The following is a 26730-nucleotide window of genomic DNA, read 5'->3' as shown; positions in this document are numbered from 1 at the left end:
ACGTCCACCCCGCGGCGCCACTCTCACCCGATCCGGTGGGGATGTGCCTCTATCTGACCAAAGGTGAGGGGGGTCGGGCGTCACTCCCCGGAATCAACTCCGCGTACAACCCAGGGATGACACGACCGGGCCCCGCATCCCCCTACCCGTAGGGGGATGCGGGGCCCGGGCCCTGCCATGGTCGTACGGGGCGCTGCGCGGACGCCGCTAGCCGGCGCGGTGCACCACCGCGTCGCAGAGCTCCTCCAGCGCCGACTTCGCGAAGCACTCGGGCAGCGGCGCGAGCGTGGCCCGCGCCTCCTGCGCGTACCGGATCGTGTCGCGGCGGGCCCGCTCCAGCGCGGGGTGCACCCGCAGCCGGGCCAGCACGTCGGCGTGCAGGGCGTCGTCCGTCAGATCGCCGTCCAGGAGCCGTACGAGTTCCAGGTCGTCCGGGGACCCGTCGCGGGCCGCCATCTCGCGCAGCCGCAGCACGGGCAGCGTCGGGATGCCCTCGCGCAGGTCGGTGCCCGGGGTCTTGCCGGACTCGTGCGAGTCGGAGGCGATGTCGAGGACGTCGTCGGCGAGCTGGAAGGCGGTGCCGAGCCGCTCGCCGTACTGGGTCAGGATGTCCACGACCGACTCGTCGGCGCCGGCCATCAGCGCGCCGAAGCGGCCGGAGACCGCGATCAGCGAGCCGGTCTTGCCGGCGATGACGTCGAGGTAGTGCTCGACGGGGTCGCGCCCGTCGCGCGGGCCGGCCGTCTCCAGGATCTGACCGGTCACCAGCCGCTCGAAGGCCTCGGCCTGGATCCGTACGGCCTCCGGCCCGAGGTCCGCCAGGATGTGCGAGGCACGGGCGAAGAGGAAGTCACCCGTCAGGACGGCGACGGAGTTGCCCCAGCGGGCGTTGGCGCTGTCCACCCCGCGGCGCACGTCCGCCTCGTCCATGACGTCGTCGTGGTAGAGCGTCGCCAGATGGGTGAGCTCCACGACCACCGCGGACGGCACGATTCCGGGGGCGTAGGGATCACCGAAGCGCGACGCGAGCATCACCAGCAGCGGGCGGAAACGCTTGCCTCCGGCCCGCACCAGGTGCTGTGCGGCCTCGGTGATGAAGGGGACTTCGCTCTTGGTGGCTTCCAGCAGACCCGCCTCGACGGCGGCCAGTCCGGCCTGGACATCGGTTTCAAGAGCCTTGTCCCGCACGCTCAGTCCGAACGGCCCGACGACGGTCACGAGGGGTACTCCTGTCTGCTGACGATCACGCTGACGATCACATGGATTGTCGATGTGTCGCTGCCATCACTCAAGCCAGCGTATCCCGTCCGTTTTCGATCACGCAGAGCGCCTTCCCGGCCATGGTGACGTCCCCACGCGCGCAACGCCCGAAGCGCACCGGTATGTTCTTGAGAAACCGAAATTACCGGAGTATGCGTTTTCTCCAGAACTGCGACCGGCGCGGAGGAGCCGGACGCACCCCGTCCACCGAGGCGATCGGCGAGGGCTTCCGCATGATCATCCGTACCGAGTTCCCCTACGAGACCACGCGCGAGGATGTCCGGATTCCGATGCCCGGGGGCGTGGAACTGTACGCCCGGATCTGGCGCCCCGTCACGGACGAGCCGGTTCCGGCACTGCTGGAGTACCTCCCGTACCGGCTGACCGACGGGACCGCGCCGCGCGACTGGCAGCGCCACCCCTGGTACGCGGGGCACGGCTACGCGTCCGTACGGGTGGACGTGCGCGGCCACGGGTGCAGCGGGGGCGCGCCCGGCGACGCGTACGACGCGCGGGAACTCGCCGACGGCGTGGCGGTGGTGGAGTGGCTGGCGGCGCGGCCGTGGTGCACGGGGTCGGTGGGGATGTTCGGGATCTCCTGGGGCGGCTCCAACTCCCTGCGGATCGCCGCGCTGGCCCCGCGGGCGCTGAAGGCGGTGGTCACGGTCTGCTCGACGGACGACCCGTACGACAACGACGCGCACTACATGGGCGGCTCGGTGCTGGCCGTGGACGCGCACGCGTGGGCGGCGACGATGCTGGCCTTCGCCGCGCGGCCGCCGGACCCGCTGTTCGCCGGGGACGGCTGGCGGGAGCAGTGGCTGGCGCGGCTCGAATCGGTCGAACCCCTCATCCACACCTGGCTGTCGCACCAGACGCGGGACGACTACTGGAAGCACGGCAGCGTCTGCGAGGACTACGGGGCGATCGGCGCGGCCGTCCTGGCGGTGGGCGGCTGGCACGACCCGTACCGGGACACGGTGCTGCGGCTGGTGTCCCACCTGCCCTCCGACCGGGTGCGCGGCCTGATCGGGCCGTGGTCGCACCAGTACCCGGACCGGGGGCTTCCACCGGGTCCGGGGATCGGGTTCCTCCAGGAGACGCTGCGGTGGTGGGACCACTGGCTGAAGGGGGCGGACACCGGGGTGATGGGCGAGCCGCTGCTGCGGTCCTGGATCTCCGGGTCCCACCCGCCGGCGACGACGTACGAGGCGCTGCCGGGGCGGTGGGTCGGCGACGCGTCGTGGCCTTCGCCGGCGGTCACGCCCGTCACGTACGGGTTGCGGGGCGCGCCGGTGATCGTGGCGTCGCCGCAGCACACCGGGCTGGACGCGGGGCGGTTCTGCCCATTCGGCAACGACGCGGACCTGCCGCCGGACCAGCGGGAGGAGGACGCCAAGTCGGCGTGCTTCGAGTTCCCGGTGGAGGGCGGGAAGCCGGTGGAGGTCCTGGGACGGCCGCAGGTCACCCTCCGGCTGCGGATGGACGTCCCGTACGGCCAGGTGGCGGCCCGGCTGTGCGACGTGGCCCCCGACGGGTCCTCGACGCTGGTGACCCGGGGCGCCCTGAACCTCTCCGCCCGCATGGGCCGGGACAAGGCGGTGCCGTGGCCGGCGGGCGCGTACGAGGACGTGGCCTTCGAGCTGAACGGCATCGGCCACTCCTTCCCGCCGGGCCACCGGATCCGGCTGGCGCTGTCCTCGGCGTACTGGCCGTGGATCTGGCCGCGGGCCGGCTCGGAGGCGGGCTGGACGGTGGAACCGGCGGGCAGCGCGCTGACGCTCCCGGTCCGCGAGGCCGCCGCCGCTGCCGCCGCTGCCGCCGCCGCCGAGCCGGTCGTCGCCTTCGGGGCCCCCGAGCAGTCGGAGCCGCTCGGGGTGGTCCTCCCGGCCACGCTGGACGAGCCGCGTCCGGAACGGCTGGTCGTACGGGACGTCGCGCGCGGGACCTGGCGGCTGGAGGTGGACCCGCGCTACGGGGGGACGCGGGTGTATCCGGACGGGCTGGAGTTCAGCGAGGACGCGCTGGAGGTGTACGAGATCCAGGAGGCGGACCCCCTGTCGGCCCGGACCCGCTCCGACTGGCGCATCCGGCTGCACCGGCCGGACCTGGGGTGGGACACCCGGGTCGAGACCCGCTCGGAGATCGCCTGCGACGAGGGCGGCTTCCTGACGTCGAACGAGGTGATCTGCCGGGAGGGCGACGAGGTGCTCTTCCACCGCACGTGGGAACGCCGACTCCCACGCGCGGCGGGCTAGCCGCCCCCGCTGCGCGGAGCTGTGCCCCTCCCCACCCTTCCACCGTTCCCCGGGGGCTCTGCCCCCGGAAACCGGCGGTCAGCCGAAAAACCGCTCCAGGACCACGGCGATGCCGTCGTCCTCGTTGGACAGGGTGATCTCGTCCGCGACGGCCACCAGCTCACGGTGTGAGTTCGCCATCGCGACCCCACGGGCGGCCCACGCGAACATCGGGATGTCGTTCGGCATGTCGCCGAAGGCGATCGTCGCCGACCCCGCGACCCCCAGAACGGCGGCCGCCCGCGCCAGCCCGCCCGCCTTGTCGATGCCCAGCGGCTGCAGCTCCACCGTGTGCTCCCCCGCCATCGTCACGTTCACCAGGTCGCCCACGACGCAGCGCGCCACCCGCGTCAGCTCGTCGTCGTCCAGCTCCGGGTGCTGCAACAGCACCTTGTTGATCGGCGCGGCCCACAGATCGCACCGCCGCCCCACCCGGACCGTCGGCAGGTGCGGATGCCACATCCGGTAGCCCGGCCCTATCAGCATCTCCGCGTCCAACCCCTCCTGGTTGACCGCCGCGTAGACCTCGCCGATCTCCGCCTCGATCTTCCCCAGCGCCACCTCCGCCAGCTCCCGGTCCATCGACACGGAGTGCAGCAGTCGGCCGGCCGCCGCGTCGTACACCTGCGCGCCCTGCGCGCACACCGCGAGCCCCGTGTAGCCGAGGCCGTCGAGGACATGCCGTACCTGCGGGACCGGGCGGCCGGTCACGACGATGTGCTGGGCGCCGGCGGCGCGCGCCGTCGCGAGCGCCGCGTACGAGCGGGCCGAGACGGTGTCTCCGGCACGCAGCAGAGTCCCGTCCAGGTCAGTGGCGATCAAGGCATAGGGGAAGGAGGGGGAGGGGGAGGGGGCGAGGGCGGAAGTCACGGCGCCTAGGATACGGACCCTTTTGGACAAGTCCTATAAATAGCGCACCAATCCGGCCTCTCGCAGGCCACACCAGCCACTTGAGGCACTCAGGAGCCTAGCGACGCACCGCCATCAGGGCTCGGCATCGCAGCCGAAAGGACGAGATACGACCGGAACTGGCGATATCCGCCTGTTCGTGTCCGCCGAGGTGTGTTTCATCTCCGGTTGAGGGGCCCGAGCTTTCCCCCAGGATCCTGGGTAGCGTGTCCCGCACTGTGTCTACCGGCTACCCCGGACCGCATCGAAAGTGAGGCAGTACCCCATGCCCCAGCAGAGCCCCCTCGATGTCCCCGAGGGCGACCCGTTCGGCCCGCACAACCTCCCCTACGGCGTGTTCTCCACCTCCAGGGACCCGCGCCGGCGGATCGGCGTGCGCATCGGCGGGCACGTGCTCGACGCCGGGGCGGCCGCGGTCGCGCTCGGGTCCCCGTACGCCGGACTGCTCGGCCGGCCCTCCCTCAACCCGCTGCTGGCCGCCGGCCGCACCGCCTGGCACGACGTGCGCCGCGCGCTGACCGCCTGGGTCACCGACCCCGGCCACCGCCCGACCGTCGAGCCGCACCTGCTGCCGCTGGACGAGGTCGCGCTGCACCTCCCGTACGAGGTCGCCGACTACGTCGACTTCTACGCGAGCGAGCACCACGCCACCAACGTCGGCAGGATGTTCCGGCCGGACGGTGACGCGCTCACGCCCAACTGGAAGCACCTGCCCATCGGTTACCACGGCCGCTCCGGCACGATCGTCGTGTCCGGCACCGACGTCGTACGGCCCTCCGGGCAGCGCAAGGCCCCCACCGACCCGGCGCCCGTCTTCGGCCCGTCCGTCAAGCTCGACATCGAGGCCGAGGTCGGCTTCGTCGTCGGCACCCCCTCCGAGCTGGGCCGCCCGGTGCCGCTCGGCGAGTTCGAGGACCACGTCTTCGGCCTGTTCCTGCTCAACGACTGGTCCGCGCGCGACATCCAGGCCTGGGAGTACGTGCCGCTGGGCCCCTTCCTCGGCAAGTCCTTCGCGACCTCCGTCTCCGCCTGGGTCACCCCGCTGGAGGCCCTGGACGCGGCCCGGGTCGCCCCGCCCGCCCGGGACTTCCCGCTGCTGCCCTACCTCGACGACGCCGACAGCGACCGGCCCGGCGGCTTCGACCTGCACATCACCGTGTCCATCAACGGGCAGGAGGTGGCGCGGCCGCCGTTCGCCACCATGTACTGGACCGCCGCCCAGCAGCTGGCGCACATGACGGTCAACGGCGCCTCCCTGCGCACCGGAGACGTGTACGGCTCCGGCACCGTCAGCGGCCCCGAGACCGACCAGCGCGGTTCCCTGCTGGAGCTGACCTGGAACGGCCGCGACGCCATCGAACTCGCCGACGGCAAGCGCACCTTCCTGGAGGACGGCGACACCGTCACCATGACCGCCTGGGCGCCCGGCGCCAACGGCACCCGCGTGGGCCTCGGCGAGGTCACCGGCCGCATTGTGGGAACCCGCTAGTCCGGACGGGCCTCGGGACAACGCGCGCCGCCGGGGTGCCGGATCGCTCCGTCACCCCGGCCGCGGCGCGGGTCACGGGAGGGCGGCGCGTACGCCGCCCGGGCGGCCTGGCGGTGCCCACCGGCCCGGCGCGCCGCCCGGAACGGGCCCCGGGGGGAAGCTCGTCGGGCCGGCCTCCCCGATGTCGCCCAAGGAGCTCCCCGTATGGCCCCCCGCATGACCTCTCGAACGGCCTCTCGAATGGCCTCTCGTACCGGCATGACCGCCCTGGCCGCCCTCGCCGCCGCGACGGCCCTCGCCCTGCCCGCCGGGCCCGCCGGAGCCAGCCCAGGGCCGGGCGGGGGCCCGCCCGGTGCGTCCGCGGACCCGGCCGTCTGGGCGGACCTGACGCGGGCGACCCTCGCGAGCGGCCGCTACACCCGGGAGTCCGCGGCGGTCGACGCCGGCTACGTCCCCGACACGTACTGTGTGAGCGACCCGACGGGCAGCGGGGACCTGGGCTACCCGCACTTCAACCACGCCTACGACAACTCCCTCGACCCCGAGCGGCCCACCGCCCTGCTGTACGAGGACGACGCGTCGGGCCGCCGCAGGCTCGTCGCCCTGGAGTGGGTGGTCATGGACCGGGACGGGAAGCCCGAAACCGACGACGACCGCCCGAGCCTGTTCGGCCAGCCGTTCAAGGGGCCGATCCCGGGCCGCTTCAAGGGCCAGAAGGTGCACTACGCCCTGCACGTCTGGCTCTGGAAGCCCAATCCGGCGGGGATGTTCGCGACGTTCAACCCCGCGGTGCGCTGCCGCCCCGGCACCACCCGGCCCTGACCCCCGTTCGGAGGAGCGCCGGGTGCGGCGGTCGGGGCGCGCGGGGATGGTGGACGAAAGTCCACCGTCTCCGGGAGCCCCGATGTCCGCACGCCGTCTCAAGGCCGTCCTCACCGTCGCCGCCGCCGCGTCCATAGCCCTGGCCGCCCTGCCCCCGGCCGGGGCCGTCGACGGCCCGGCGCCCGACCCGGAGAACGGTCGGGCGATGCTCGACCTGGCGACGGCGTACCGGGTGACGGCGAAGTACGCGGACGAGAGTGCGGCCATCGTGGACGGCTACAAGCGCTCCGACGTCTGTCTGGCCAACCCGCGCGGCCCTGGCGCCATGGGCTACCACTACATGAACGCATCCCACTGGGGCTCGACCGACCCGACGAAGCCGGCGGCCCTGATCTACGGCCCGGAGAAGGGCCCCGGCGGCGGCCGCAAGCTCTACGCGGTCGAATGGATCGTCTCCGACCCCGACCAGAACCTGGCGACGGACACGGGCCGCCCCACGATGTTCGGCCTCCCCTTCGACGGCCCGATGCCGGGCCACGCCCCCGGCATGCCGATCCACTACGACCTCCACATGTGGGCCTACAAGGACAACCCGGCGGGCCTCTTCCACAACTGGAACACTGCCGTCGAATGCTCCGGGCCGCCCGCACACGGCTGAGGGCCCGACCCCGAACGGGGGCCGGACCCTCAGCCGTGCTGCGAACCGGTCAGCGGACGAAGGTGCTCGCCTGGCCCGCCAGGTCCAGGAAGTACTGCGGGGCCACGCCCAGGACCAGGGTCACCGCGACGCCCACCGCGATCGTCGTCATCGTCAGCGGCGAGGGGACGGCCACCGTCGGGCCGTCGGCCTTCGGCTCGCTGAAGAACATCAGCACGATCACCCGGATGTAGAAGAACGCGGCGATCGCGGACGAGATGACACCGACCACGACCAGCACCCCGGCGCCGCCCTCCGCCGCCGCCTTGAACACGGCGAACTTGCCCGCGAAGCCCGAGGTGAGCGGGATGCCGGCGAAAGCCAGCAGGAACACCGCGAAGACGGCCGCGGTGAGCGGCGAACGACGGCCCAGGCCCGCCCACTTGGACAAGTGCGTCGCCTCCCCGCCCGCGTCGCGCACCAGCGTGACCACCGCGAAGGCGCCGATCGTCACGAAGGAGTACGCGCCCAGGTAGAAGAGGACGGACTGGACTCCCTCCGCCGACGTCGCGATCACACCGGCCAGGATGAAGCCCGCGTGCGCGATCGAGGAGTAGGCCAGCAGACGCTTCACGTCGGTCTGGGTCACCGCGATCACCGCACCCGCCAGCATGGTCACGATCGCCACGCCCCACATCACCGGCCGCCAGTCCCAGCGCAGGCCCGGGAGGACGACGTAGAGCAGGCGGAGGAGGGCGCCGAACGCGGCGACCTTCGTCGCCGCCGCCATGAAGCCCGTGACCGGGGTCGGGGCGCCCTGGTAGACGTCCGGCGTCCACATGTGGAAGGGGACCGCGCCGACCTTGAACAGGAGGCCCATCAGGATCAGCGCCCCGCCGATCAGCAGCAGCGCGTCATTGCCCATGGTGTCGGCGAGTGCCGGGCTGACCGTCTGGACCGTGCCGTCCACCACGTCCGCGATCGCCGCGTACGAGACGGAGCCCGCGTAGCCGTAGACCAGCGCGATGCCGAAGAGCAGGAACGCCGAGGAGAAGGCGCCGAGCAGGAAGTACTTGACCGCGGCCTCCTGCGACATCAGCCGCTGGCGGCGGGCGACGGCGCAGAGCAGGTACAGCGGGAGGGAGAAGACCTCCAGGGCCACGAACAGCGTCAGCAGGTCGTTGGCCGCCGGGAAGATCAGCATCCCGGAGATCGCGAACATGGCCAGCGGGAAGACCTCGGTGGTCGTGAAGCCCGCCTTGATCGCGGCCTTCTCGCTCTCGCCGCCCGGTACGGACGCCGCCTGGGCGGCGAAGGAGTCCACCCGGTTGCCGTGCGCGGCCGGGTCGAGGCGCCGCTCCGCGAAGGTGAAGATCGCGACGATCGAGGCCAGCAGGATGGTGCCCTGGAGGAACAGCGCGGGGCCGTCCACGGCGACGGCGCCCATCGCGGCGACCTGCGCCTTGTCGCCCGCGTACCCGCCGGCGGCGAGGCCGACGACCGCCGCGAAGGCCGAGGCCAGCGCGGCGACGGCCAGGAAGACCTGCACGGAGTAGCGGAACCTGCGCGGTACGAACGCCTCGACGAGGATGCCGAGGATCGCCACGCCCACCACGATGAGCGTGGGCGCGAGCTGCGCGTACTCGATGTGCGGGGCCGGGATGCGGTCCACCGGAGCGGCGGCCGCCACAGTCAGCGGGCTCACTTCGCCGCCTCCCCATTCTTGGCTTCGACGGCCACCTCGGGCTTCGGGTCCGTCTGTTTCACATCCGACAGGGTCTGCTCGACCGCCGGGTTGACGATGTCGGTCAGCACCTTCGGGTAGACGCCCAGCCCGATCAGCAGGGCGATCAGCGGGGCGACCACCAGTACCTCGCGCAGGCGCAGGTCCGGCATCGCGCGGACCTCCTCCTTCACGGGGCCGGTCATGGTGCGCTGGTAGAGCACCAGCGTGTAGAGGGCGGCCAGCACGATCCCGAAGGTCGCGATGATTCCGGCGACCGGGTACCGGGCGAACGTGCCGACCAGGACCAGGAATTCACTGACGAAGGGCGCGAGGCCCGGCAGCGAGAGGGTGGCGAGGCCGCCGATCAGGAAGGTGCCGGCGAGCACCGGGGCCACCTTCTGCACACCGCCGTAGTCGGCGATGAGCCGCGAGCCGCGCCGCGAGATCAGGAAGCCGGCCACCAGCATCAGCGCCGCCGTCGAGAGCCCGTGGTTGACCATGTACAGCGTCGCGCCCGACTGTCCCTGGGAGGTCATCGCGAAGATGCCCAGGATGATGAAGCCGAAGTGCGAGATCGACGCGTACGCGATCAGCCGCTTGATGTCCCGCTGTCCGACGGCGACCAGCGCGCCGTAGACGATGCTGATCAGGGCCAGGACGAGGATCACGGGCGTGGCCCACTTGCTGGCGTCCGGGAACAGCCCGAGGCAGTAGCGGAGCATCGCGAAGGTGCCGACCTTGTCGACGACCGCGGTGATCAGCACGGCGACGGGGGCGGTGGACTCGCCCATCGCGTTCGGCAGCCAGGTGTGCAGCGGCCACAGCGGCGCCTTCACGGCGAAGGCGAAGAAGAAGCCGAGGAACAGCAGGCGCTCGGTGTTGGTCGCCATGTCGAGCGTGCCCGCGGCGCGGGCGGCGGCGATCTCCTGGAGGGAGAAGTTCCCCGCGACCACGTACAGGCCGATGACGGCGGCCAGCATGATCAGGCCGCCGGCCAGGTTGTAGAGGAGGAACTTGACCGCCGCGTACGAGCGCTGCGCGGCCGCGTTCTCATCCGAGCCCCCCGCCGCGGCAGCGGCTGATCGAGAGGAAGTGGCCCGGTCCCCGAAGCCGCCGATGAGGAAGTACATCGGGATGAGCATGGCTTCGAAGAAGATGTAGAAGAGGAAGAGGTCGGTGGCCTCGAAGGAGATGATCACCATCGCCTCGACCAGCAGGATCAGGGCGAAGAAGCCCTGCGTCGGCCGCCAGCGCTGGCTCTTGGTCTCCAACGGGTCGGCGTCGTGCCACCCGGCCAGAATGATGAACGGCATCAACACGGCGGTGAGCGCGATGAGCGCCACCGCGATCCCGTCCACCCCCAGCTCGTAGCGGACGCCGAAGTCGGCGATCCAGGCGTGGGATTCGGTCAGCTGGTAGCGGTCGCCGCCGGGCTCGAAGCGGACCGCGACGAGCACGGCCAGGGCCAGGGTCGCCAGCGAGAAGAGCAGCGCGAGCCACTTGGCGGCGGTCCTGCGGGCGGCCGGGACGGCCGCCGTCAGGATGGCTCCGACCGCGGGGACCGCGGCCGTCACCGTCAGAAGCGGGAAACTCATCTCACACCGCCCTCATCAGCAGGGTCGCGGCGATCAGGATCGCCGTCCCCCCGAACATCGAGACCGCGTAGCTGCGGGCGTAGCCGTTCTGCAGCTTGCGCAGCCGGCCCGACAGCCCGCCGACCGAGGCGGCCGTCCCGTTGACCACCCCGTCGACCAGGCTGTGGTCGACGTACACGAGCGAGCGGGTCAGGTGCTCCCCGCCGCGCACCAGCACGACGTGGTTGAAGTCGTCCTGGAGGAGGTCCCGCCGGGCCGCCCGGGTGAGGAGCGAGCCGCGCGGGGCGACGACCGGGACGGGCCTGCGGCCGTACATCCCCCAGGCGGTGCCGACGCCGATGACGAGGACCACCATGGTGGCCAGGGTCACCGTCTGCGCGCTGACCGGCGGGTGGCCGTGCGCGTAACCGGTGACGGGCTCCAGCCAGTTCAGGAACCGGTCGCCGATGCTGAAGAAGCCGCCGGCGAACACGGACCCGAAGGCCAGCACGATCATCGGGATGGTCATGGACTTCGGGGACTCGTGCGGGTGGGGAAGCTCGCCGGGGCGCGCTTCGACGCCGGGCTCGATACCGGGGGTCTTGTCCGGGTCCGGGGCCGGCTGCCAGCGCTTCTCGCCGAAGAAGGTGAGGAGCATGACGCGGGTCATGTAGAACGCGGTGATCGCCGCGCCCAGCAGGGCCACTCCGCCGAGGATCCAGCCCTCGGTGCCGCCCTTCGCGAAGGCCGCCTCGATGATCTTGTCCTTGGAGAAGAAGCCCGACAGACCCGGGAAGCCGATGATGGCCAGGTACCCGAGGCCGAAGGTGACGAAGGTGATGGGCATGTACTTCCGCAGGCCGCCGTACTTGCGCATGTCCACCTCGTCGTTCATCCCGTGCATCACGGAACCGGCGCCGAGGAAGAGGCCCGCCTTGAAGAAGCCGTGCGTCACCAGGTGCATGATCGCGAAGACGTAGCCGATCGGGCCGAGGCCGGCGGCGAGGATCATGTAACCGATCTGCGACATCGTCGACCCGGCGAGGGCCTTCTTGATGTCGTCCTTCGCGCAACCGACGATCGCACCGAAGAGGAGCGTGACCGCGCCCACGATGGTCACCACGAGCTGCGCGTCCGGCGCCCCGTTGAAGATCGCGCCCGAGCGGACGATCAGATACACGCCCGCCGTCACCATCGTCGCCGCGTGGATCAGGGCCGAGACCGGGGTCGGGCCCTCCATCGCGTCACCGAGCCAGGACTGCAGCGGCACCTGGGCCGACTTGCCGCAGGCGGCCAGCAGCAGCATCAGGCCGATGGCCGTCAGCTTGCCTTCCGACGTCTCGCCGACCGCGCCGAACACCGGCCCGAAGGTGAAGGTCCCGAAGGTGGTGAACATCAACATGATGGCGATCGACAGGCCCATGTCGCCGACCCGGTTGACCAGGAAGGCCTTCTTCGCGGCGGTGGCCGCGCTGGGCTTGTGCTGCCAGAAGCCGATGAGCAGGTACGAGGCGAGGCCGACGCCCTCCCACCCGACGTACAGCAGCAGGTAGTTGTCGGCGACGACCAGCAGGAGCATCGCCGCCAGGAACAGGTTCAGGTAGCCGAAGAAGCGGCGGCGGCGCTCGTCGTGCGCCATGTACCCGATCGAGTACATATGGATGAGCGTGCCCACCCCGGTGATCAGCAGGACGAAGGTCATCGACAGCTGGTCGAGCTGGAAGGCCACGTCGGCCTGGAAGCCCTCCACCGGGATCCAGCTGTACAGCCGCTGGTACATCGTCCGGTCATCGGCGCCGCGCCCGAGCATGTCGGCGAACAGGGCCGCCCCGATGCCGAAGGAGGCGGCGGCGAACAGGGTGCCGAGCCAGTGGCCGGCCTTGTCGAGGCGCCGGCCGCCGCACAGCAGCACCGCCGCCCCGAGCAGGGGCGCCGCTACCAGCAGCGCAATCAGATTCTCCACTGTGAGCGCCCCTTACAGCTTCATCAGGCTGGCGTCGTCGACCGAGGCCGAGTGGCGGGTACGGAACAACGACACGATGATCGCCAGGCCGACCACGACCTCCGCGGCGGCGACGACCATCGTGAAGAACGCGATGATCTGGCCGTCGAGGTTGCCGTGCATCCGGGAGAAGGCGACGAACGCGAGGTTGCAGGCGTTGAGCATCAGCTCGATGCACATGAACAGCACGATCGCGTTCTTCCGGATGAGCACCCCGGACGCCCCGATGGTGAACAGCAGGGCGGCCAGGTACAGGTAGTTGACCGGATTCAATTCGAGGCCTCCTCACGGCCGAGGCGCTCGGCCGACTGCTGCTCCAGCGCCTTCAGGTCGCTCAGCGCCTCGCTGGAGACGTCCCGGATCTGGCCGCGGGCGCGCAGCGTCTTGCTGACGGTCAGCTCGGAGGCGGTGCCGTCCGGCAGCAGGCCGGCGACATCCACCGCGTTGTGCCGGGCGTAGACACCGGGGGCGGGCAGCGGCGGGAGCTGCACGCCCTCGCGTACGCGCCGCTCGGCGAGTTCGCGCTGGGTGGCGGCCCGCTCGGTGCGCTCGCGGTGGGTGAGCACCATCGCGCCGACGGCCGCGGTGATCAGCAGCGCGCCGGTGAGCTCGAAGGCGAACACGTACTTGGTGAAGATCAGCGTGGCCAGGCCTTCCACGTGCCCGGCGGAGTTGATCCGGCCGAGCCCGGTGAAGTGGCCGAGCCCGGCGTGGCCGATGCCGGCGATCAGCAGGACGCCGAAGCCGAGCGCGCACAGCACGGCCATCCAGCGCTGGCCCTTGAGCGTCTCCTTGAGCGAGTCCGCCGCGGTGACGCCGACGAGCATGACGACGAAGAGGAACAGCATCATGATGGCGCCGGTGTAGACGATGACCTGGACGACGCCCAGGAAGTACGCCCCGTTGGCGAGGTAGAAGACCGCCAGGACGATCATCGTCCCGGCCAGGCTCAGCGCACTGTGCACGGCCTTCTTCATCAGGATCGTGGCCAGGGCGCCGACGACGGCGACGGTGGCGAGGATCCAGAACTGCACGGCCTCCCCGGTGGAGGTGACCGTGGCGGCGGCCGCGGCGATCGTGCTCACGCGCCCACCTCCTCAGGGTCTTCGGCGGGGGCATCCGCCGTCTCGCCCTTGGAGACGGCCACCTGGCGCTCCGTGCCGGGAGCCGCCCCGGTCACCAGCCCGCGGTAGTAGTCCTGCTCGTCCGTGCCCGGGTACATCGCGTGCGGCGCCTCGACCATGCCCTCGGTGAGACCGGCGAGCAGCTGCTCCTTGGTGTAGATGAGCGATTCGCGGCTGGAGTCGGCCAGTTCGAACTCGTTCGTCATCGTCAGCGCCCGGGTCGGGCACGCCTCGATGCACAGCCCGCACAGGATGCAGCGGGCGTAGTTGATCTGGTAGACCGCGCCGTACCGCTCACCCGGGGAGTAGCGCTCCTCCTCGGTGTTGTCCGCGCCTTCCACGTAGATGGCGTCGGCGGGACAGGCCCAGGCGCACAGCTCGCACCCGATGCACTTCTCCAGACCGTCCGGGTGCCGGTTGAGCTGGTGCCGGCCGTGGAAGCGCGGAGCGGTGGTCTTCTTCTGCTCCGGGTACTGCTCGGTGAGGCGCTTCTTGAACATGGCCTTGAAGGTCACGCCGAAGCCGGCCACCGGGTTCTGCCACTTTTCGTCAGACATGTCTCAACCCTCCTCCTCTCGGTCACTGTCAGTATTCGTCCCGCCACTGACAATCAGCTCCCGCTGGTGGCGAGGCCGCCTGCGCGGTACGGGTGCCAGCTCCTGGCCGGGCTTGGGCGGTACGGGGAATCCGCCCGCCAGCGGGTCGAAGGGCTCGCTCACCGCGGCCTGTCCGGCCTCCTCGGCGGCCGCCTTCTCCTTCTTGTCGCGGAAGAGGTCCGCGACGAAGGACAGCAGCAGGACGGCGATGACGCCGCCGCCGACGTAGAGCACGATCTGCTGGAAGTCGTAGTTCTCGTTCCGCAGCGCGCGGACGGTGGCGACCAGCATCAGCCAGACCAGGGAGACCGGGATGAGGACCTTCCAGCCGAGCTTCATCAGCTGGTCGTAGCGGACGCGGGGCAGCGTGCCGCGCAGCCAGATGAAGAAGAACAGCAGCAGCTGGACCTTGAGGACGAACCAGAGCATCGGCCACCAGCCGTGGTTCGCGCCTTCCCAGTACGTCGAGATCGGCGCCGGGGCCCGCCAGCCGCCGAGGAAGAGGGTGACCGAGACCGCCGAGACGGTGACCATGTTGACGTACTCGGCCAGCATGAACAGCGCGAACTTGATGGAGGAGTACTCGGTGTTGAAGCCGCCGACCAGGTCGCCCTCGGACTCCGGCATGTCGAAGGGGGCGCGGTTCGTCTCGCCGACCATGGTGACGACGTAGATGATGAAGGAGACCGGCAACAGGATGATGTACCAGCGGTCCGCCTGGGCCTCCACGATCGCCGAGGTCGACATCGACCCGGAGTAGAGGAAGACCGAGGCGAACGCGGCCCCCATCGCGATCTCGTACGAGATCATCTGCGCGCAGGAGCGCAGACCGCCGAGCAGCGGGTACGTCGAGCCCGATGACCAGCCCGCGAGGACGATGCCGTAGATGCCGACCGAGGCCACCGCGAGGATGTACAGCATCGCGATGGGCAGGTCGGTGAGCTGCATCGTGGTGCGCACGCCGAAGATCGAGACCTCGTCGCCGGGCGGGCCGAAGGGGATCACCGCGATGGCCATGAAGGCCGGGACCGCCGCGATGATCGGGGCCAGGACGTACACCACCTTGTCGGCCCGCTTGACGATGAGGTCTTCCTTCAGCATCAGCTTCACGCCGTCGGCGAGCGACTGGAGCATGCCCCAGGGGCCGTGCCGGTTGGGGCCGATGCGCAGTTGCATCCAGGCGACGACCTTGCGCTCCCACACGATGGAGAAGAGCACCGTCACCATCAGGAAGGCGAAGCAGAACACCGCCTTGACGACGACGAGCCACCAGGGGTCCGTGCCGAACAGGGACAGGTCCTCCGCAGCCAGCTGTACCGCGTTCACGCGCCCACCTCCGCAGTGGTGTCGCCCGCGCCGGCCGGGGTCGCCGGACCGATCCGTACGAGGGTGCCCGGGCGGGCGCCGGTGTCGGCGAGGACGCCCGATCCGGTGGAGTTCAGGGGGAGCCAGACCACCCGGTCGGGCATCTCGGTGATCCGGAGCGGGAGTTCCACGGATCCGGCCGGGCCGGTGACGGCGAGGACGTCGCCGTCCTTGACGCCCGTCTCGGCGGCCGTGGCGGCCGACAGCCGGGCGCTCGCCTCGTGGCGGGTGCCGGCGAGGGCGTCGTCGCCCTCCTGGAGACGTCCCTGGTCGAGGAGGAGCCGGTGCCCCGCGAGGACCGCCTCGCCCGCGCCGGGGCGGGGCACCGGCGCGGTGTCCGCGGACTGCTCGGACGCGCGCTCCCCGGCCCACGGGCCGAGCCCGTCGAGCTCCCGGCGTACGGCGTGTACGTCGGGCAGCGCGATCGGCCGGTCGGCGGCGTCGGCCAGCATGTGCAGGACGCGGTGGTCGGCCGGGGCGAGCCGGCGGGTCATCTGGTCGGGCTTGAGGGCCGCCTCGAACGGGCGGACCCTGCCCTCCCAGTTGATGAACGCGCCCGACTTCTCGGCCACCGCGGCGACCGGGAGGACCACGTCGGCGTGGTCGGTGACCTCGCCGGGCCGCAGTTCCAGGGAGACCACGAAGGCTTCCTGGAGGGCGAGCCGGGCGCGGGCCGGGTCCGGCAGGTCCGCGACCTCGACGCCCGCGACCAGCAGGGCGGAGAGCTCGCGCCCGGCGGCGGCCTCGATGATCTGGCCGGTGTCGCGGCCGTAGCGGTGCGGGAGTTCGTCCAGGCCCCAGGCGGTCGCGACCTCGTCGCGGGCCCGCGGATCGGTGGCCGGGCGGCCGCCGGGCAGCAGGGACGGCAGCGCGCCCGCCTCTACGGCGGCCCGCTCCCCGGCCCGGCGCGGGATCCACACGAGGGTGGCCCCGGTCGCGGTGGCGGCCCGTACGGCGGCGGTCAGCGCGCCGGGCACGCCCGCGAGGCGCTCCCCGACGACGATGACGGCGCCGGGCCGGCGCAGCGCGTCGGCGGCAGCGGCCCCGCCGGCCTCCAGGCCGGTCCGGGAGGCCAGTGCGTCGAGCCACTCGGGCTCGGTGCCGGGGGCGGCGGCCAGCAGGGTGCCGCCCGCCTTCTCCAGGCCGCGGGTGGCGAAGGGGGCGAGGGCGAAGGTCCGCTGCTTGTGTTTGCGGTGGGCCTTGCGCAGCCGCAGGAAGACCCCGGGGGCCTCCTCCTCGGCCTCGATGCCGGCGAGCAGCACGGCGGGGGCCGCCTCCAGGGAGGCGTAGGTGACCCCCTTGCCGTCGAGGTCCTTGCCCGTACCCGCGACGGTGGCGGCCAGGAACTCGGCCTCCTCCGCACTGTGGATCCGGGCCCGGAAGTCGATGTCGTTGGTGTCCAGCACCACCCGGGCGAACTTGGCGTACGCGTACGCGTCCTCGACGGTGAGCCGGCCGCCGGTCAGTACGCCCGCCCGGCCGCGCGCGGCGGCGAGCCCGGCGGCCGCGGCCTCCAGGGCCTCGGGCCAGCTCGCCGGGGCGAGGATCCCGTCGGCGCCGCGCACCAGCGGGGTGGTCAGGCGGTCGGGGCGCTGCGCATAGCGGAACGCGAAGCGGCCCTTGTCGCAGATCCACTCCTCGTTGACCTCGGGGTCCTCGGCGGCCAGCCGGCGCAGCACCTTGCCGCGGCGGTGGTCGGTCCGGGTCGCGCAGCCGCCCGCGCAGTGCTCGCACACGCTCGGGGAGGAGACGAGGTCGAACGGGCGGGAGCGGAACCGGTAGGCGGCCGAGGTGAGGGCGCCGACGGGGCAGATCTGGATGGTGTTGCCGGAGAAGTACGACTCGAAGGGGTCGCCTTCACCGGTGCCGATCTGCTGGAGCGCGCCGCGCTCCAGCATCTCGATCATCGGGTCGCCGGCCACCTGGGTGGAGAACCGGGTGCAGCGCGCGCAGAGCACGCACCGCTCGCGGTCCAGCAGCACCTGCGTGGAGATCGGCACGGGCTTCTCGTACGTGCGCTTCCTGCCCTCGAAACGGGATTCGGCGTTTCCGTGCGACATCGCCTGGTTCTGCAGGGGGCACTCGCCGCCCTTGTCGCAGACGGGGCAGTCCAGCGGGTGGTTGATGAGCAGCAGCTCCATCACCCCGCGCTGGGACTTCTCGGCGACCTCGGAGGTGAGCTGGGTCTTGACGACCATGCCGTCGGTGCAGGTGATGGTGCAGGAGGCCATCGGCTTGCGCTGGCCCTCGACCTCGACGATGCACTGCCGGCAGGCGCCGACCGGGTCGAGGAGGGGGTGGTCGCAGAACCGGGGGATCTCGATGCCGATCTGCTCGGCGGCCCGGATGACGAGGGTCCCCTTGGGGACGGACAGTTCGATGCCGTCGATGGTCAGGGAGACCAGGTCCTCGGGCGGGACCACTGCCTCGCCGCCACCTGCGGGTGCATTACTGGTGACGGTCATGCGTTCACCTCCGTGTCAGCCCAGAGGGTCGACTTCCTGGGGTCGAAGGGGCAGCCCTTGCCCGTGATGTGCCGCTCGTACTCCTCGCGGAAGTACTTGAGCGAGGAGAAGATCGGGCTGGCGGCGCCGTCGCCGAGCGCGCAGAAGGACTTGCCGTTGATGTTGTCGGCGATGTCGTTCAGCTTGTCGAGGTCGGACATCACGCCCTTCCCGGCCTCGATGTCGCGCAGCAACTGGACCAGCCAGTACGTGCCCTCGCGGCAGGGCGTGCACTTGCCGCAGGACTCGTGGGCGTAGAACTCGGTCCACCGGGTGACGGCCCGCACCACGCAGGTCGTCTCGTCGAAGCACTGGAGGGCCTTGGTGCCGAGCATCGAGCCGGCGGCGCCCACGCCCTCGTAGTCGAGCGGGACGTCCAGGTGCTCGTCCGTGAACATCGGGGTGGAGGAGCCGCCCGGGGTCCAGAACTTCAGCCGGTGGCCGGGGCGCATCCCGCCGCTCATGTCGAGGAGCTGGCGCAGGGTGATGCCGAGCGGGGCCTCGTACTGGCCGGGGCCGGCGACGTGCCCGGAGAGCGAATACAGCGTGAAGCCGGGGGACTTCTCGGTCCCCATCGCCTTGAACCAGTCCTTGCCCTTGTTCAGGATCGCGGGAACCGAGGCGATGGACTCGACGTTATTGACGACAGTGGGGCACGCGTAGAGCCCTTCGACGGCAGGGAAGGGAGGACGCAGCCGGGGCTGACCGCGCCGGCCTTCGAGGGAGTCGAGCAGTGCCGTCTCCTCGCCGCAGATGTACGCGCCCGCTCCCGCGTGCACCGTGATGTCGAGGTCGAGGCCGCTCCCCAGAACGTCCTTTCCGAGGTATCCGGCCTCGTACGCCTCGCGCACCGCCTCGTGCAGGCGCCGCAGGACCGGTACGACCTCGCCGCGCAGGTAGATGAAGGCGTGCTGCGAACGGATCGCGTAGCAGGCGATGATCATTCCCTCGATGAGGGAGTGCGGGTTGGCGAAGAGAAGGGGGATGTCCTTGCAGGTTCCCGGCTCCGACTCGTCCGCGTTCACGACGAGGTAGTGCGGCTTTCCGTCGCCCTGCGGGATGAACTGCCACTTCATTCCGGTGGGGAAGCCCGCGCCGCCGCGTCCGCGCAGACCGGAGTCCTTCACGTACGCGATGAGGTCGTCCGGGGTCATCGCGAGCGCCTTGCGCAGGCCCTCGTACCCCTCGTGGCGTCGGTAGGTCTCCAGCGTCCACGACTCCGGCTCGTCCCAGAACGCCGACAGCACGGGTGCCAGCAGCTTCTCCGGGGCGCCGTTCGCGTGCGCTTCGGCGGTCACCGTCATCACTCCCCCTCCTCGGTGCCGGTGGCCTCGCCGCGCGGGTGCACGACCTTGCCGTGCTGCGGGGTCTCGCCGCGGGCGATGCGCAGGCCGATCAGTGAGGCCGGGCCGGCGCCGCCGCTCGCCTCGACGGCTCCCGCGCGCTCGTCCGGGAAACCGGCCAGGATCCGGGCGGTCTCCTTGTACGTGCACAGCGGCGCGCCCCGGGTCGGGGCGACCGGGCGGCCGGCGAGCAGGTCGTCCACCATGGCCTTGGCGGATTCGGGGGTCTGGTTGTCGAAGAACTCCCAGTTGACCATCACCACGGGGGCGTAGTCGCAGGCCGCGTTGCACTCGATGTGCTCCAGCGTGACCTTGCCGTCGGGGGTGGTCTCGTTGTTGCCGACCCCGAGGTGCTGCTTGAGCTCGTCGAAGATGGCGTCGCCGCCCATGACCGCGCACAGGGTGTTGGTGCAGACGCCGACCTGGTAGTCGCCGGAGGGCTTGCGCCGGTACATCGTGTAGAAGGTGACGACGGCCGTGACCTCGGCGGTGGTCAGGCCCAGGACCTCGGCGCAGAACCGGATGCCGGTGCGCGAGACGTAGCCCTCCTCCGCCTGGGTGAGGTGCAGCAGCGGCAGCAGCGCGGAGCGGCTGTCGGGGTAGCGGGCGATGACTTCCTTCGCGTCCGCTTCGAGCCGCTCGCGTACGTCGGCCGGGAAGTCGGGGGCGGGAAGCCGCGGCATCCCGAGGCTGATCTCTGTCATCGGTCGACGCCTCCCATCACGGGGTCGATGGAGGCGACGGCGACGATGACGTCGGCGAACATGCCGCCCTCGCACATCGCCGCCATGGCCTGGAGGTTGGTGAAGGACGGGTCGCGGAAGTGGACCCGGTAGGGACGCGTGCCGCCGTCGGAGACGACGTGGACGCCGAGTTCGCCCTTCGGCGACTCGACGGCCGAGTACGCCTGCCCGGCCGGCACCCGGAAACCCTCGGTCACCAGCTTGAAGTGGTGGATGAGGGCCTCCATGGAGGTGCCCATGATGTTCCTGATGTGGTCGAGGGAGTTGCCGAGCCCGTCCGGGCCCATCGCGAGCTGCGCCGGCCAGGCGATCTTCTTGTCGGCGACCATCACCGGGCCCGGCTCCAGCCGCTCCAGGCACTGTTCGACGATCCGGAGCGACTGGCGCATCTCCTCCAGGCGGATCAGGAACCGCCCGTAGGAGTCGCAGCTCTCGGTGGTCGGCACGTCGAACTCGTAGTTCTCGTAACCGCAGTACGGGTCCGACTTGCGCAGGTCGTGCGGCAGGCCGGCCGAGCGCAGGATCGGGCCGGTGGCGCCGAGGGCCATGCAGCCGGTGAGGTCGAGGTAGCCGACGTCCTGCATGCGGGCCTTGAAGATGGGATTGCCGGTGGCGAGCTTGTCGTACTCCGGCAGGTTCCTCTTGAACGTCTTCACGAAGTCGCGGAGCTGGTCGACGGCGCCCGGGGGCAGGTCCAGGGCGAGGCCGCCGGGGCGGACGTACGCGTGGTTCATGCGCAGGCCGGTGATCAGCTCGAAGATGTCGAGGATCAGCTCGCGGTCGCGGAAGCCGTAGATCATGATCGTGGTCGCGCCCAGCTCCATACCGCCGGTGGCGATGCACACCAGGTGGGAGGAGATCCGGTTGAGCTCCATCAGCAGGACGCGGATGACGGTGGCGCGGTCCGGGATCTGGTCGGTGATGCCGAGCAGCTTCTCGACGCCCAGGCAGTACGCCGTCTCGTTGAAGAACGGCGTCAGGTAGTCCATGCGCGTCACGAAGGTGGTGCCCTGCGTCCAGTTCCGGAATTCGAGGTTCTTCTCGATGCCGGTGTGCAGGTAGCCGATACCGCAGCGGGCCTCGGTGACCGTCTCGCCGTCGATCTCCAGGATCAGGCGGAGCACGCCGTGGGTGGACGGGTGCTGCGGACCCATGTTGACGACGATCCGCTCGTCGTCCGCGCGGGCCGCCGACTGGACGATCTCGTCCCAGTCGCCGCCGGTGACGGTGTAGACGGTGCCTTCGGTGGTCTCGCGCGCGGAGGCCTGGTCCGCGGAGGCGTGATTGTTGGTGGACATCAGCTGTACGACCTCCGCTGGTCGGGAGCCGGGATCTGGGCGCCCTTGTACTCGATGGGGATGCCGCCGAGCGGGTAGTCCTTGCGCTGCGGGAAGCCCTGCCAGTCGTCCGGCATCATGATCCGGGTGAGGGCCGGGTGCCCGTCGAAGATCAGGCCGAAGAAGTCGTACGTCTCGCGCTCGTGCCAGTCGTTGGTCGGGTAGACGGAGACGAGCGAGGGAACGTGCGGGTCGCTGTCCGGGGCGGAGACCTCCAGCCGCACGACCCGGCCGTGGGTGATCGAGCGCAGGTGGTAGACGGCGTGCAGCTCGCGGCTCTTGTCCTCGGGGAAGTGGACGCCGCTGACGCCGGTGCAGAGTTCGAAGCGCAGGGCCGGGTCGTCGCGCAGGGTCGAGGCCACCTGGACGAGGTGCTCGCGGGCGATGTGGAGGGTGAGCTCCCCCCGGTCGACCACGACCTTCTCGATGGCGTTCTCGGGGAGCAGGTCCTGCTCCTCCAGCGCCCCCTCCAGCTCGTCGACGACCTCGTCGAAGTACGAGCCGTACGGGCGCAGGCTCGGGCCCGGCAGGGCCACGGTGCGCACGAGGCGGCCGTAGCCGCTGGTGTCCCCGCCGTTGTTGGCGCCGAACATGCCCTTGCGGACGCCGATCACCTCGGGGCCGGCGGAGGCCCGGGGGGCAGGAACGTTGTTCCCGTTCTTGGCGTTGCCGTTCTCCACGGCCGGGTCGTCGCTCACCGGAGCAACCCCTTCATCTCGATGGTGGGGAGGGCCTTGAGAGCCGCCTCCTCCGCCTCGCGCGCCGCCTCTTCCCGGTTCACGCCGAGCTTGGAGCCCTGGATCTTCTGGTGGAGCTTGAGGATCGCGTCCAACAGCATCTCGGGGCGGGGCGGGCAGCCGGGCAGGTAGATGTCCACGGGGACGATGTGGTCGACGCCCTGGACGATCGCGTAGTTATTGAACATTCCACCCGAAGAGGCGCAAACGCCCATGGAGATGACCCACTTGGGAGCGGGCATCTGGTCGTACACCTGCCGCAGCACGGGCGCCATCTTCTGGCTGACCCGGCCGGCCACGATCATCAGATCGGCCTGGCGCGGCGAGCCGCGGAAGACCTCCATGCCGAACCGGGCCAGGTCGTACCGGCCGGCTCCGGTGGTCATCATCTCGATGGCACAGCACGCGAGGCCGAAGGTGGCCGGGAAGACGGATGACTTGCGCACCCAGCCCGCGGCCTGTTCGACGGTGGTCAGCAGAAAGCCGCTCGGCAGCTTCTCTTCCAGTCCCATGGAAAATTCAGCCCCTCAGTCCCATTCCAGGCCGCCGCGGCGCCAGACGTAGGCGTAGGCGACGAAGACGGTGAGCACGAAGAGCAGCATCTCGACGAGCCCGAAGATCCCCAGGGAGTCGAAGGTGACGGCCCAGGGGTAGAGGAAGACAACCTCGATGTCGAAGACGATGAAGAGCATCGCCGTCAGGTAGTACTTGATGGGGAAGCGGCCGCCGCCGGCCGGCACCGGAGTCGGCTCGATGCCGCACTCATACGCTTCAAGCTTTGCCCGGTTGTACCGTTTCGGGCCGATCAGCGTGGCCATGACCACGGAGAAGATCGCAAACCCTGCGCCGAGGGCGCCGAGCACGAGGATGGGCGCGTACGCATTCACGCTCCTCGCTCCTTCCAGTCGTCCTTGACCGTTGGACCGCCGCGCCGGCCTGCTGCATGTGAGGCAGTTCACAAGCCGGACTGCTGCGCATCCTATGCCTGCCGGTCTGTGATCTGCGACACGGGTTACAACACCGAGTTTGTGATCTCCACCACCCGACGAACGATCATGAAGTCCGCTGAGTGGTGATCTACATACGCGAAGCATCCACATGATCACCAAAGGTGACATCCAGGGGCGTTACCGCAGGTAGAAGACCTCATCGCATTATCAAACGTGTCCCTTGCAGGCAAATTTGCGACCCGGGTGGCGGTCGGGGTAAGGGGATCCGCGTCGCCCGGCCGGGGGACCCCCCGGTACGGGAGTGGACGCGGCGGGGCGAGAGGGGCGCCGGGGGGTCGCAGGGGCGCGTGAGGGTCCGGGGACGTGTGGGGCGGGACGTGTACGGAGGGTGTGCATCCGTTCACGAACTCGGCGACTCCCTCACAGGGAGGTCACGAGCGGGCCACAGCACCCCTACGACGTGACGTTCTTGTGACCTGCGCCACTCGGAATGAGTGCCACCGAAAGAGGGCTTGGCCATCAGTGCCGAGGAATGGTAGGCGCAGATCAATTCGGACTTATTGCTGAAACCCCTTGATCACAGCCTTGCGGGGGCATGTCCGTTTGGTCCGTTACGCCGTCAATAAGCCGCGCGGCGCGCCCGGTTAAACCCCTTCGGGCGCAACTGTGGCGCAGACCACGTTTCTTGAAGGGAACCGCAACCCCCTGATAGCGGTTGTTCTCATGTCCCACACCGCTCACATACCCAGCCACCGGAAGCCCCGCCGCAGCGCCTCGAAGCTCGCGGTCCGCGCCGGAGTTGCCGGTGGCGTCCTCAGCACCCTGGCCATGGCCGGCACGGCGAGCGCGTCCCCCGCCGCCGAGCCCGTGGCCGAGACGACGCTCGAAATGCCGGTCCTCGAACTGGACCTGAGCTCCGACGTCGCCTCCGCCGTCACCACCGCCGCCGAGAACACCCGTGCGGCCGCCGTGGAAGGCGAACTGAACGCCCAGGAGGAGAGCGCCCGTACGGGAGCCGCCGCCGAGGCGAAGGAGGCCAAGGAAGAGGCCCAGAAGAAGGCCGACGCCGAGAAGAAGCTGAAGGAGGAGGCGGACCGTCAGGCCGCCGCCGAGCGCGCCAACCGCAGCACCGCGCGCTCCACGCTGACGAGCACCTCCGCGTCCGCCTCCGGCTCCGGCTCCGGCACGGCCTCCACGCCCGCCAAGAGCTCCACCGGCTCCAGCACCCCGGCGACCGGCTCCGCCGCCGCCATCGTGAACTTCGCCCGCGCCCAGGTCGGCAAGGCGTACGTGATGGGCGCCACCGGCCCCTCCGCGTACGACTGCTCCGGCCTCGTCCAGGCCGCGTACCGCCAGGCCGGCATCACGCTGTCCCGCACCTCGCAGTCGCAGTCGCTGGCCGGCACCTCGGTGTCCCTGAACGCGCTTCAGCCCGGCGACATCCTGTACTGGGGCAGCAAGGGCAGCGCGTACCACGTCGCCATCTACGTGGGCGGCGGCAAGTTCGTGGGCGCCCAGAACCCCAGCACGGGCATCGTCGAGCGTTCGCTGAGCTACGACAAGCCGTCGGGCGCCGTTCGCGTCCTCTGAGCCGTCGGCGCCGCCTCCCTGAGGCAGGCGACCGCGAAGGCCGGTACTCCCCCGCTCGGGGGCGGAGTACCGGCCTTCGCGCGTGCCGCGTGCCGCGTACTGGGTACTGGGTACCGCGTACCGGCTCAGGCGAGGCTCGCCGCCAGCGCGAAGCGGGCGTCGCGCTGCCTCTCGTAGAGGGCGAGCGTCTCCGCGTGCTCCTCCACGAGCCGCTCCTGGTACGCCTTCTCGACCGCGGCCCAGACGCCGACCAGGTTCACCTCGCGCTTGCACGCGACGTCCGCCGTGGCCGCCGCCACGGCCTTGGTCCCGCCCTTGTCGTCCGCCAGGCCGAGCTTCTCGACGACGTCATAAGGGGACTTGATGCCGGTATATCCCGTCTTGTCCATGCAGGCCGACCACTTCGCGAGCACCTCGACGACCCGGGAGTCCCTCTTGGACCGGTCGTGCGCCTCCGAGGCCAGCCCGAACGCGAAGAGGAGGTCCACGCTGTCCTTGGTCGGTGCGTAGAGCTTGCGGTACGCCTCCCGGCCGCACCCGCCGGCCGGGACCTTCCGCCCGCCGGCCTCGATCCCGCTGTCCGTCCCGGCGGCCTCCTCCTCCGTGCGGGCGTCGGGGACCCGCCCTCCCGGCCCCGCGCCGCGCTGTTCCCCGTGCATGACGGCGTACGCGCTGTCGCTCAGCGGCGGGGCGGGGGGCTTGGCCCGCCGCTCCCCGCCCGCGCCCTTGTCGTATCCGTGGGCGGCCGCGTACGCCGGATCGGCCAGGCCGAAGAGGTACCGGTGCCGGTCCTCCCCGGCCGCGCCGCCCGGGGGCGCGGCCGGCGTGCCCTCGTACGTGAACCCGTACCGGGCCATGCACCGGGAGACCAGGCCCTCCTGGACCCGGCCCATCCGGACGGCCTCGGCCTCGGTGTCCGTGTACGCGTCCATGGGCAGCGCGATCGAGGCGGTGGCGGGATCGACCGCGACGGGGCCGAGTTCCGGCTCACCGGCCCCGGCCGGGCCGCCACCCCCTCCCGCGCCCGCGCCCGCGCAGCCGGCCAGGAGCGCGGCCGCCAGGACCGTCGGCAGGACCGTCGTCAGGGCGGCGCGCGGGACGCGGCGGCGCGGGACGGCGGACCGGGGGCGGCGGTGGGTGCGCATCGCGCGGGCTCCTTCGGGGGCCGGGATCAGGGGTGGAGCGTGTACGTGGACGAGCTGATCTTGTTCTTGAAGGTGGTCGAGGCATTGCCCTCGTAATGCGAGGGGATCTCGCCGACGTTGCCGTCGAGGTCCTTGTCGGTGGCCACCTTCCAGGCGTAGGCGTCCCGGTTCCGATAGGACTCGGTGTTGTCATTCACGAGGGAACCGCTGCCGGTGCAGGATCCCTTGAAGTTGTCGTCGTTGAAGTTCATGTCCTCGCCATAGAGGTCGAAGACACAACCCGAGCGGCCCGCGTAGTAGAAAAGGCCGAACTCGTCGACTTCCAGGTAGCCGTTCTTGCCCATGGCGGATGCCGAACCGGCTGCCGTGCCCATGAGGACGCCGCTCAACGCGACGACGGCCATGCAGCCCGGCACCAGCTTGCGGATTGCCTTGTTCATCACGCGTTCCTCACTCTTCGGGTGAAATACGGTGCGGGGCGTCGGGCGGCGAACGCCGATTTTCCGCCCGGCCGGGATTCAACCGTCCGCCCGCGCGGCAGAACAGGCACTTTCCCGCCTGATGGACAGTCATATGACTT

General features: G+C 70.7%; 23 protein-coding genes. 5 read left to right on the top strand and 18 right to left on the bottom strand.

The genetic code is table 11. The features are described 5' to 3' along the window. Positions 1-207 precede the first annotated feature (207 nt). A complete protein-coding gene (locus MTF65_RS18625) occupies positions 208-1218 on the bottom strand; it encodes a polyprenyl synthetase family protein (RefSeq protein WP_243629863.1) in 1011 nt (336 codons plus the stop codon). Positions 1219-1493: 275 nt separating this feature from the next. Between MTF65_RS18625 and MTF65_RS18620 the strand changes: the two genes are divergently transcribed. After that, the gene (locus MTF65_RS18620) at positions 1494-3518 is read left to right on the top strand and encodes a CocE/NonD family hydrolase (protein WP_243630031.1); all 2025 of its coding nucleotides are present in this window, start codon (positions 1494-1496) and stop codon (positions 3516-3518) included. Between the two features lie 78 nt (positions 3519-3596). Here the strand turns inward: MTF65_RS18620 and MTF65_RS18615 are convergent, their stop codons facing one another. Then, positions 3597-4427 (bottom strand): HAD family hydrolase, encoded by an 831-nt coding sequence (locus MTF65_RS18615; protein WP_243629862.1) that lies wholly within the window; start codon positions 4425-4427, stop codon positions 3597-3599. Between the two features lie 304 nt (positions 4428-4731). On the opposite strand from MTF65_RS18615, the gene fahA reads away from it, so the two are divergent. From fahA to MTF65_RS18600, 3 genes are all read left to right on the top strand, one after another. Further along, positions 4732-5955, top strand: a complete 1224-nt coding sequence (fahA, locus tag MTF65_RS18610; protein ID WP_243629861.1) for a fumarylacetoacetase — start codon at positions 4732-4734, stop codon at positions 5953-5955. Positions 5956-6195: 240 nt separating this feature from the next. Next, a complete protein-coding gene (locus MTF65_RS18605; RefSeq protein ID WP_243629860.1) occupies positions 6196-6777 on the top strand; it encodes a hypothetical protein in 582 nt (193 codons plus the stop codon). Between the two features lie 82 nt (positions 6778-6859). Further along, positions 6860-7435, top strand: coding sequence for a hypothetical protein (locus MTF65_RS18600; protein WP_243629859.1), 576 nt, complete (start codon positions 6860-6862; stop codon positions 7433-7435). A 49-nt stretch (positions 7436-7484) separates the two neighbouring features. On the opposite strand, the gene nuoN is transcribed toward MTF65_RS18600, so the two are convergent. Genes nuoN through MTF65_RS18530 form a run of 14 tightly spaced genes read right to left on the bottom strand, consistent with a single transcriptional unit; the run spans position 7485 to position 23352 of the window. After that, entirely contained in the window at positions 7485-9104 is a 1620-nt protein-coding gene (gene nuoN, locus MTF65_RS18595) for an NADH-quinone oxidoreductase subunit NuoN (protein WP_243630030.1), read from the bottom strand. Between the two features lie 11 nt (positions 9105-9115). Beyond that, entirely contained in the window at positions 9116-10735 is a 1620-nt protein-coding gene (locus tag MTF65_RS18590) for an NADH-quinone oxidoreductase subunit M (RefSeq protein WP_243629858.1), read from the bottom strand. Between the two features lies 1 nt (position 10736). After that, a complete protein-coding gene (gene nuoL, locus MTF65_RS18585; RefSeq protein ID WP_243629857.1) occupies positions 10737-12677 on the bottom strand; it encodes an NADH-quinone oxidoreductase subunit L in 1941 nt (646 codons plus the stop codon). A gap of 12 nt (positions 12678-12689) precedes the next feature. Next, positions 12690-12989, bottom strand: coding sequence for an NADH-quinone oxidoreductase subunit NuoK (nuoK, locus tag MTF65_RS18580; RefSeq protein WP_243629856.1), 300 nt, complete (start codon positions 12987-12989; stop codon positions 12690-12692). Then, complete coding sequence (locus MTF65_RS18575) at positions 12986-13801, bottom strand: NADH-quinone oxidoreductase subunit J (protein ID WP_374207254.1); 816 nt, start codon at positions 13799-13801, stop codon at positions 12986-12988. The genes nuoK and MTF65_RS18575 overlap by 4 nt, the downstream gene beginning before the upstream one ends. Further along, positions 13798-14397, bottom strand: a complete 600-nt coding sequence (gene nuoI, locus MTF65_RS18570; protein ID WP_243629855.1) for an NADH-quinone oxidoreductase subunit NuoI — start codon at positions 14395-14397, stop codon at positions 13798-13800. Before nuoI ends, MTF65_RS18575 begins: the two co-directional genes overlap by 4 nt. A gap of 3 nt (positions 14398-14400) precedes the next feature. Beyond that, a complete protein-coding gene (gene nuoH / locus MTF65_RS18565) occupies positions 14401-15762 on the bottom strand; it encodes an NADH-quinone oxidoreductase subunit NuoH (RefSeq protein ID WP_243629854.1) in 1362 nt (453 codons plus the stop codon). After that, entirely contained in the window at positions 15759-18266 is a 2508-nt protein-coding gene (locus MTF65_RS18560) for an NADH-quinone oxidoreductase subunit G (protein ID WP_243629853.1), read from the bottom strand. Before MTF65_RS18560 ends, nuoH begins: the two co-directional genes overlap by 4 nt. Then, positions 18263-19612, bottom strand: a complete 1350-nt coding sequence (nuoF, locus tag MTF65_RS18555) for an NADH-quinone oxidoreductase subunit NuoF (RefSeq protein ID WP_374207253.1) — start codon at positions 19610-19612, stop codon at positions 18263-18265. Before nuoF ends, MTF65_RS18560 begins: the two co-directional genes overlap by 4 nt. Next, positions 19609-20352: an NADH-quinone oxidoreductase subunit NuoE gene (gene nuoE, locus MTF65_RS18550; RefSeq protein ID WP_243629851.1), complete on the bottom strand. Its 744-nt coding sequence runs from the start codon at positions 20350-20352 to the stop codon at positions 19609-19611. The genes nuoF and nuoE overlap by 4 nt, the downstream gene beginning before the upstream one ends. Next, positions 20349-21689: an NADH-quinone oxidoreductase subunit D gene (locus tag MTF65_RS18545; RefSeq protein WP_243629850.1), complete on the bottom strand. Its 1341-nt coding sequence runs from the start codon at positions 21687-21689 to the stop codon at positions 20349-20351. The genes nuoE and MTF65_RS18545 overlap by 4 nt, the downstream gene beginning before the upstream one ends. Beyond that, positions 21689-22426, bottom strand: coding sequence for an NADH-quinone oxidoreductase subunit C (locus MTF65_RS18540; protein WP_243629849.1), 738 nt, complete (start codon positions 22424-22426; stop codon positions 21689-21691). The genes MTF65_RS18545 and MTF65_RS18540 overlap by 1 nt, the downstream gene beginning before the upstream one ends. Further along, the gene (locus MTF65_RS18535) at positions 22423-22977 is read right to left on the bottom strand and encodes an NADH-quinone oxidoreductase subunit B family protein (protein ID WP_123079911.1); all 555 of its coding nucleotides are present in this window, start codon (positions 22975-22977) and stop codon (positions 22423-22425) included. Before MTF65_RS18535 ends, MTF65_RS18540 begins: the two co-directional genes overlap by 4 nt. A gap of 15 nt (positions 22978-22992) precedes the next feature. Then, positions 22993-23352: an NADH-quinone oxidoreductase subunit A gene (locus MTF65_RS18530; RefSeq protein ID WP_008738438.1), complete on the bottom strand. Its 360-nt coding sequence runs from the start codon at positions 23350-23352 to the stop codon at positions 22993-22995. Positions 23353-24138: 786 nt separating this feature from the next. Here MTF65_RS18530 and MTF65_RS18525 point away from each other — a divergent pair. Beyond that, on the top strand, positions 24139-25005 hold the full coding sequence (locus MTF65_RS18525) for a C40 family peptidase (RefSeq protein WP_243629848.1): 867 nt from the start codon (positions 24139-24141) through the stop codon (positions 25003-25005). Between the two features lie 125 nt (positions 25006-25130). Here the strand turns inward: MTF65_RS18525 and MTF65_RS18520 are convergent, their stop codons facing one another. Further along, positions 25131-26150 (bottom strand): hypothetical protein, encoded by a 1020-nt coding sequence (locus tag MTF65_RS18520; protein WP_243629847.1) that lies wholly within the window; start codon positions 26148-26150, stop codon positions 25131-25133. A gap of 26 nt (positions 26151-26176) precedes the next feature. Beyond that, positions 26177-26590: a hypothetical protein gene (locus MTF65_RS18515; RefSeq protein WP_243629846.1), complete on the bottom strand. Its 414-nt coding sequence runs from the start codon at positions 26588-26590 to the stop codon at positions 26177-26179. Positions 26591-26730: the final 140 nt, after the last annotated feature.

Source organism: Streptomyces sp. APSN-46.1 (assembly GCF_022815725.1).
Classification (GTDB): domain Bacteria; phylum Actinomycetota; class Actinomycetes; order Streptomycetales; family Streptomycetaceae; genus Streptomyces.
The sequence above is the reverse complement of the archived record's forward strand: the minus strand, read 5'-3'. Positions and strand labels throughout refer to the sequence as shown.

Bases quoted from the DNA above. Each gene is read 5' to 3' on its own strand.
- nuoE (WP_243629851.1), bottom strand. From the start codon at position 20,352: ATGACAGAGATCAGCCTCGGGATGCCGCGGCTTCCCGCCCCCGACTTC.
- MTF65_RS18600 (WP_243629859.1), top strand. From the start codon at position 6,860: ATGTCCGCACGCCGTCTCAAGGCCGTCCTCACCGTCGCCGCCGCCGCG.
- MTF65_RS18605 (WP_243629860.1), top strand. From the start codon at position 6,196: ATGGCCTCTCGTACCGGCATGACCGCCCTGGCCGCCCTCGCCGCCGCG.
- MTF65_RS18620 (WP_243630031.1), top strand. From the start codon at position 1,494: ATGATCATCCGTACCGAGTTCCCCTACGAGACCACGCGCGAGGATGTC.
- MTF65_RS18535 (WP_123079911.1), bottom strand. From the start codon at position 22,977: ATGGGACTGGAAGAGAAGCTGCCGAGCGGCTTTCTGCTGACCACCGTC.
- MTF65_RS18560 (WP_243629853.1), bottom strand. From the start codon at position 18,266: ATGACCGTCACCAGTAATGCACCCGCAGGTGGCGGCGAGGCAGTGGTC.
- MTF65_RS18515 (WP_243629846.1), bottom strand. From the start codon at position 26,590: ATGAACAAGGCAATCCGCAAGCTGGTGCCGGGCTGCATGGCCGTCGTC.
- MTF65_RS18525 (WP_243629848.1), top strand. From the start codon at position 24,139: ATGTCCCACACCGCTCACATACCCAGCCACCGGAAGCCCCGCCGCAGC.
- MTF65_RS18545 (WP_243629850.1), bottom strand. From the start codon at position 21,689: ATGTCCACCAACAATCACGCCTCCGCGGACCAGGCCTCCGCGCGCGAG.
- MTF65_RS18520 (WP_243629847.1), bottom strand. From the start codon at position 26,150: ATGCGCACCCACCGCCGCCCCCGGTCCGCCGTCCCGCGCCGCCGCGTC.
- fahA (WP_243629861.1), top strand. From the start codon at position 4,732: ATGCCCCAGCAGAGCCCCCTCGATGTCCCCGAGGGCGACCCGTTCGGC.
- MTF65_RS18590 (WP_243629858.1), bottom strand. From the start codon at position 10,735: ATGAGTTTCCCGCTTCTGACGGTGACGGCCGCGGTCCCCGCGGTCGGA.
- nuoI (WP_243629855.1), bottom strand. From the start codon at position 14,397: ATGTCTGACGAAAAGTGGCAGAACCCGGTGGCCGGCTTCGGCGTGACC.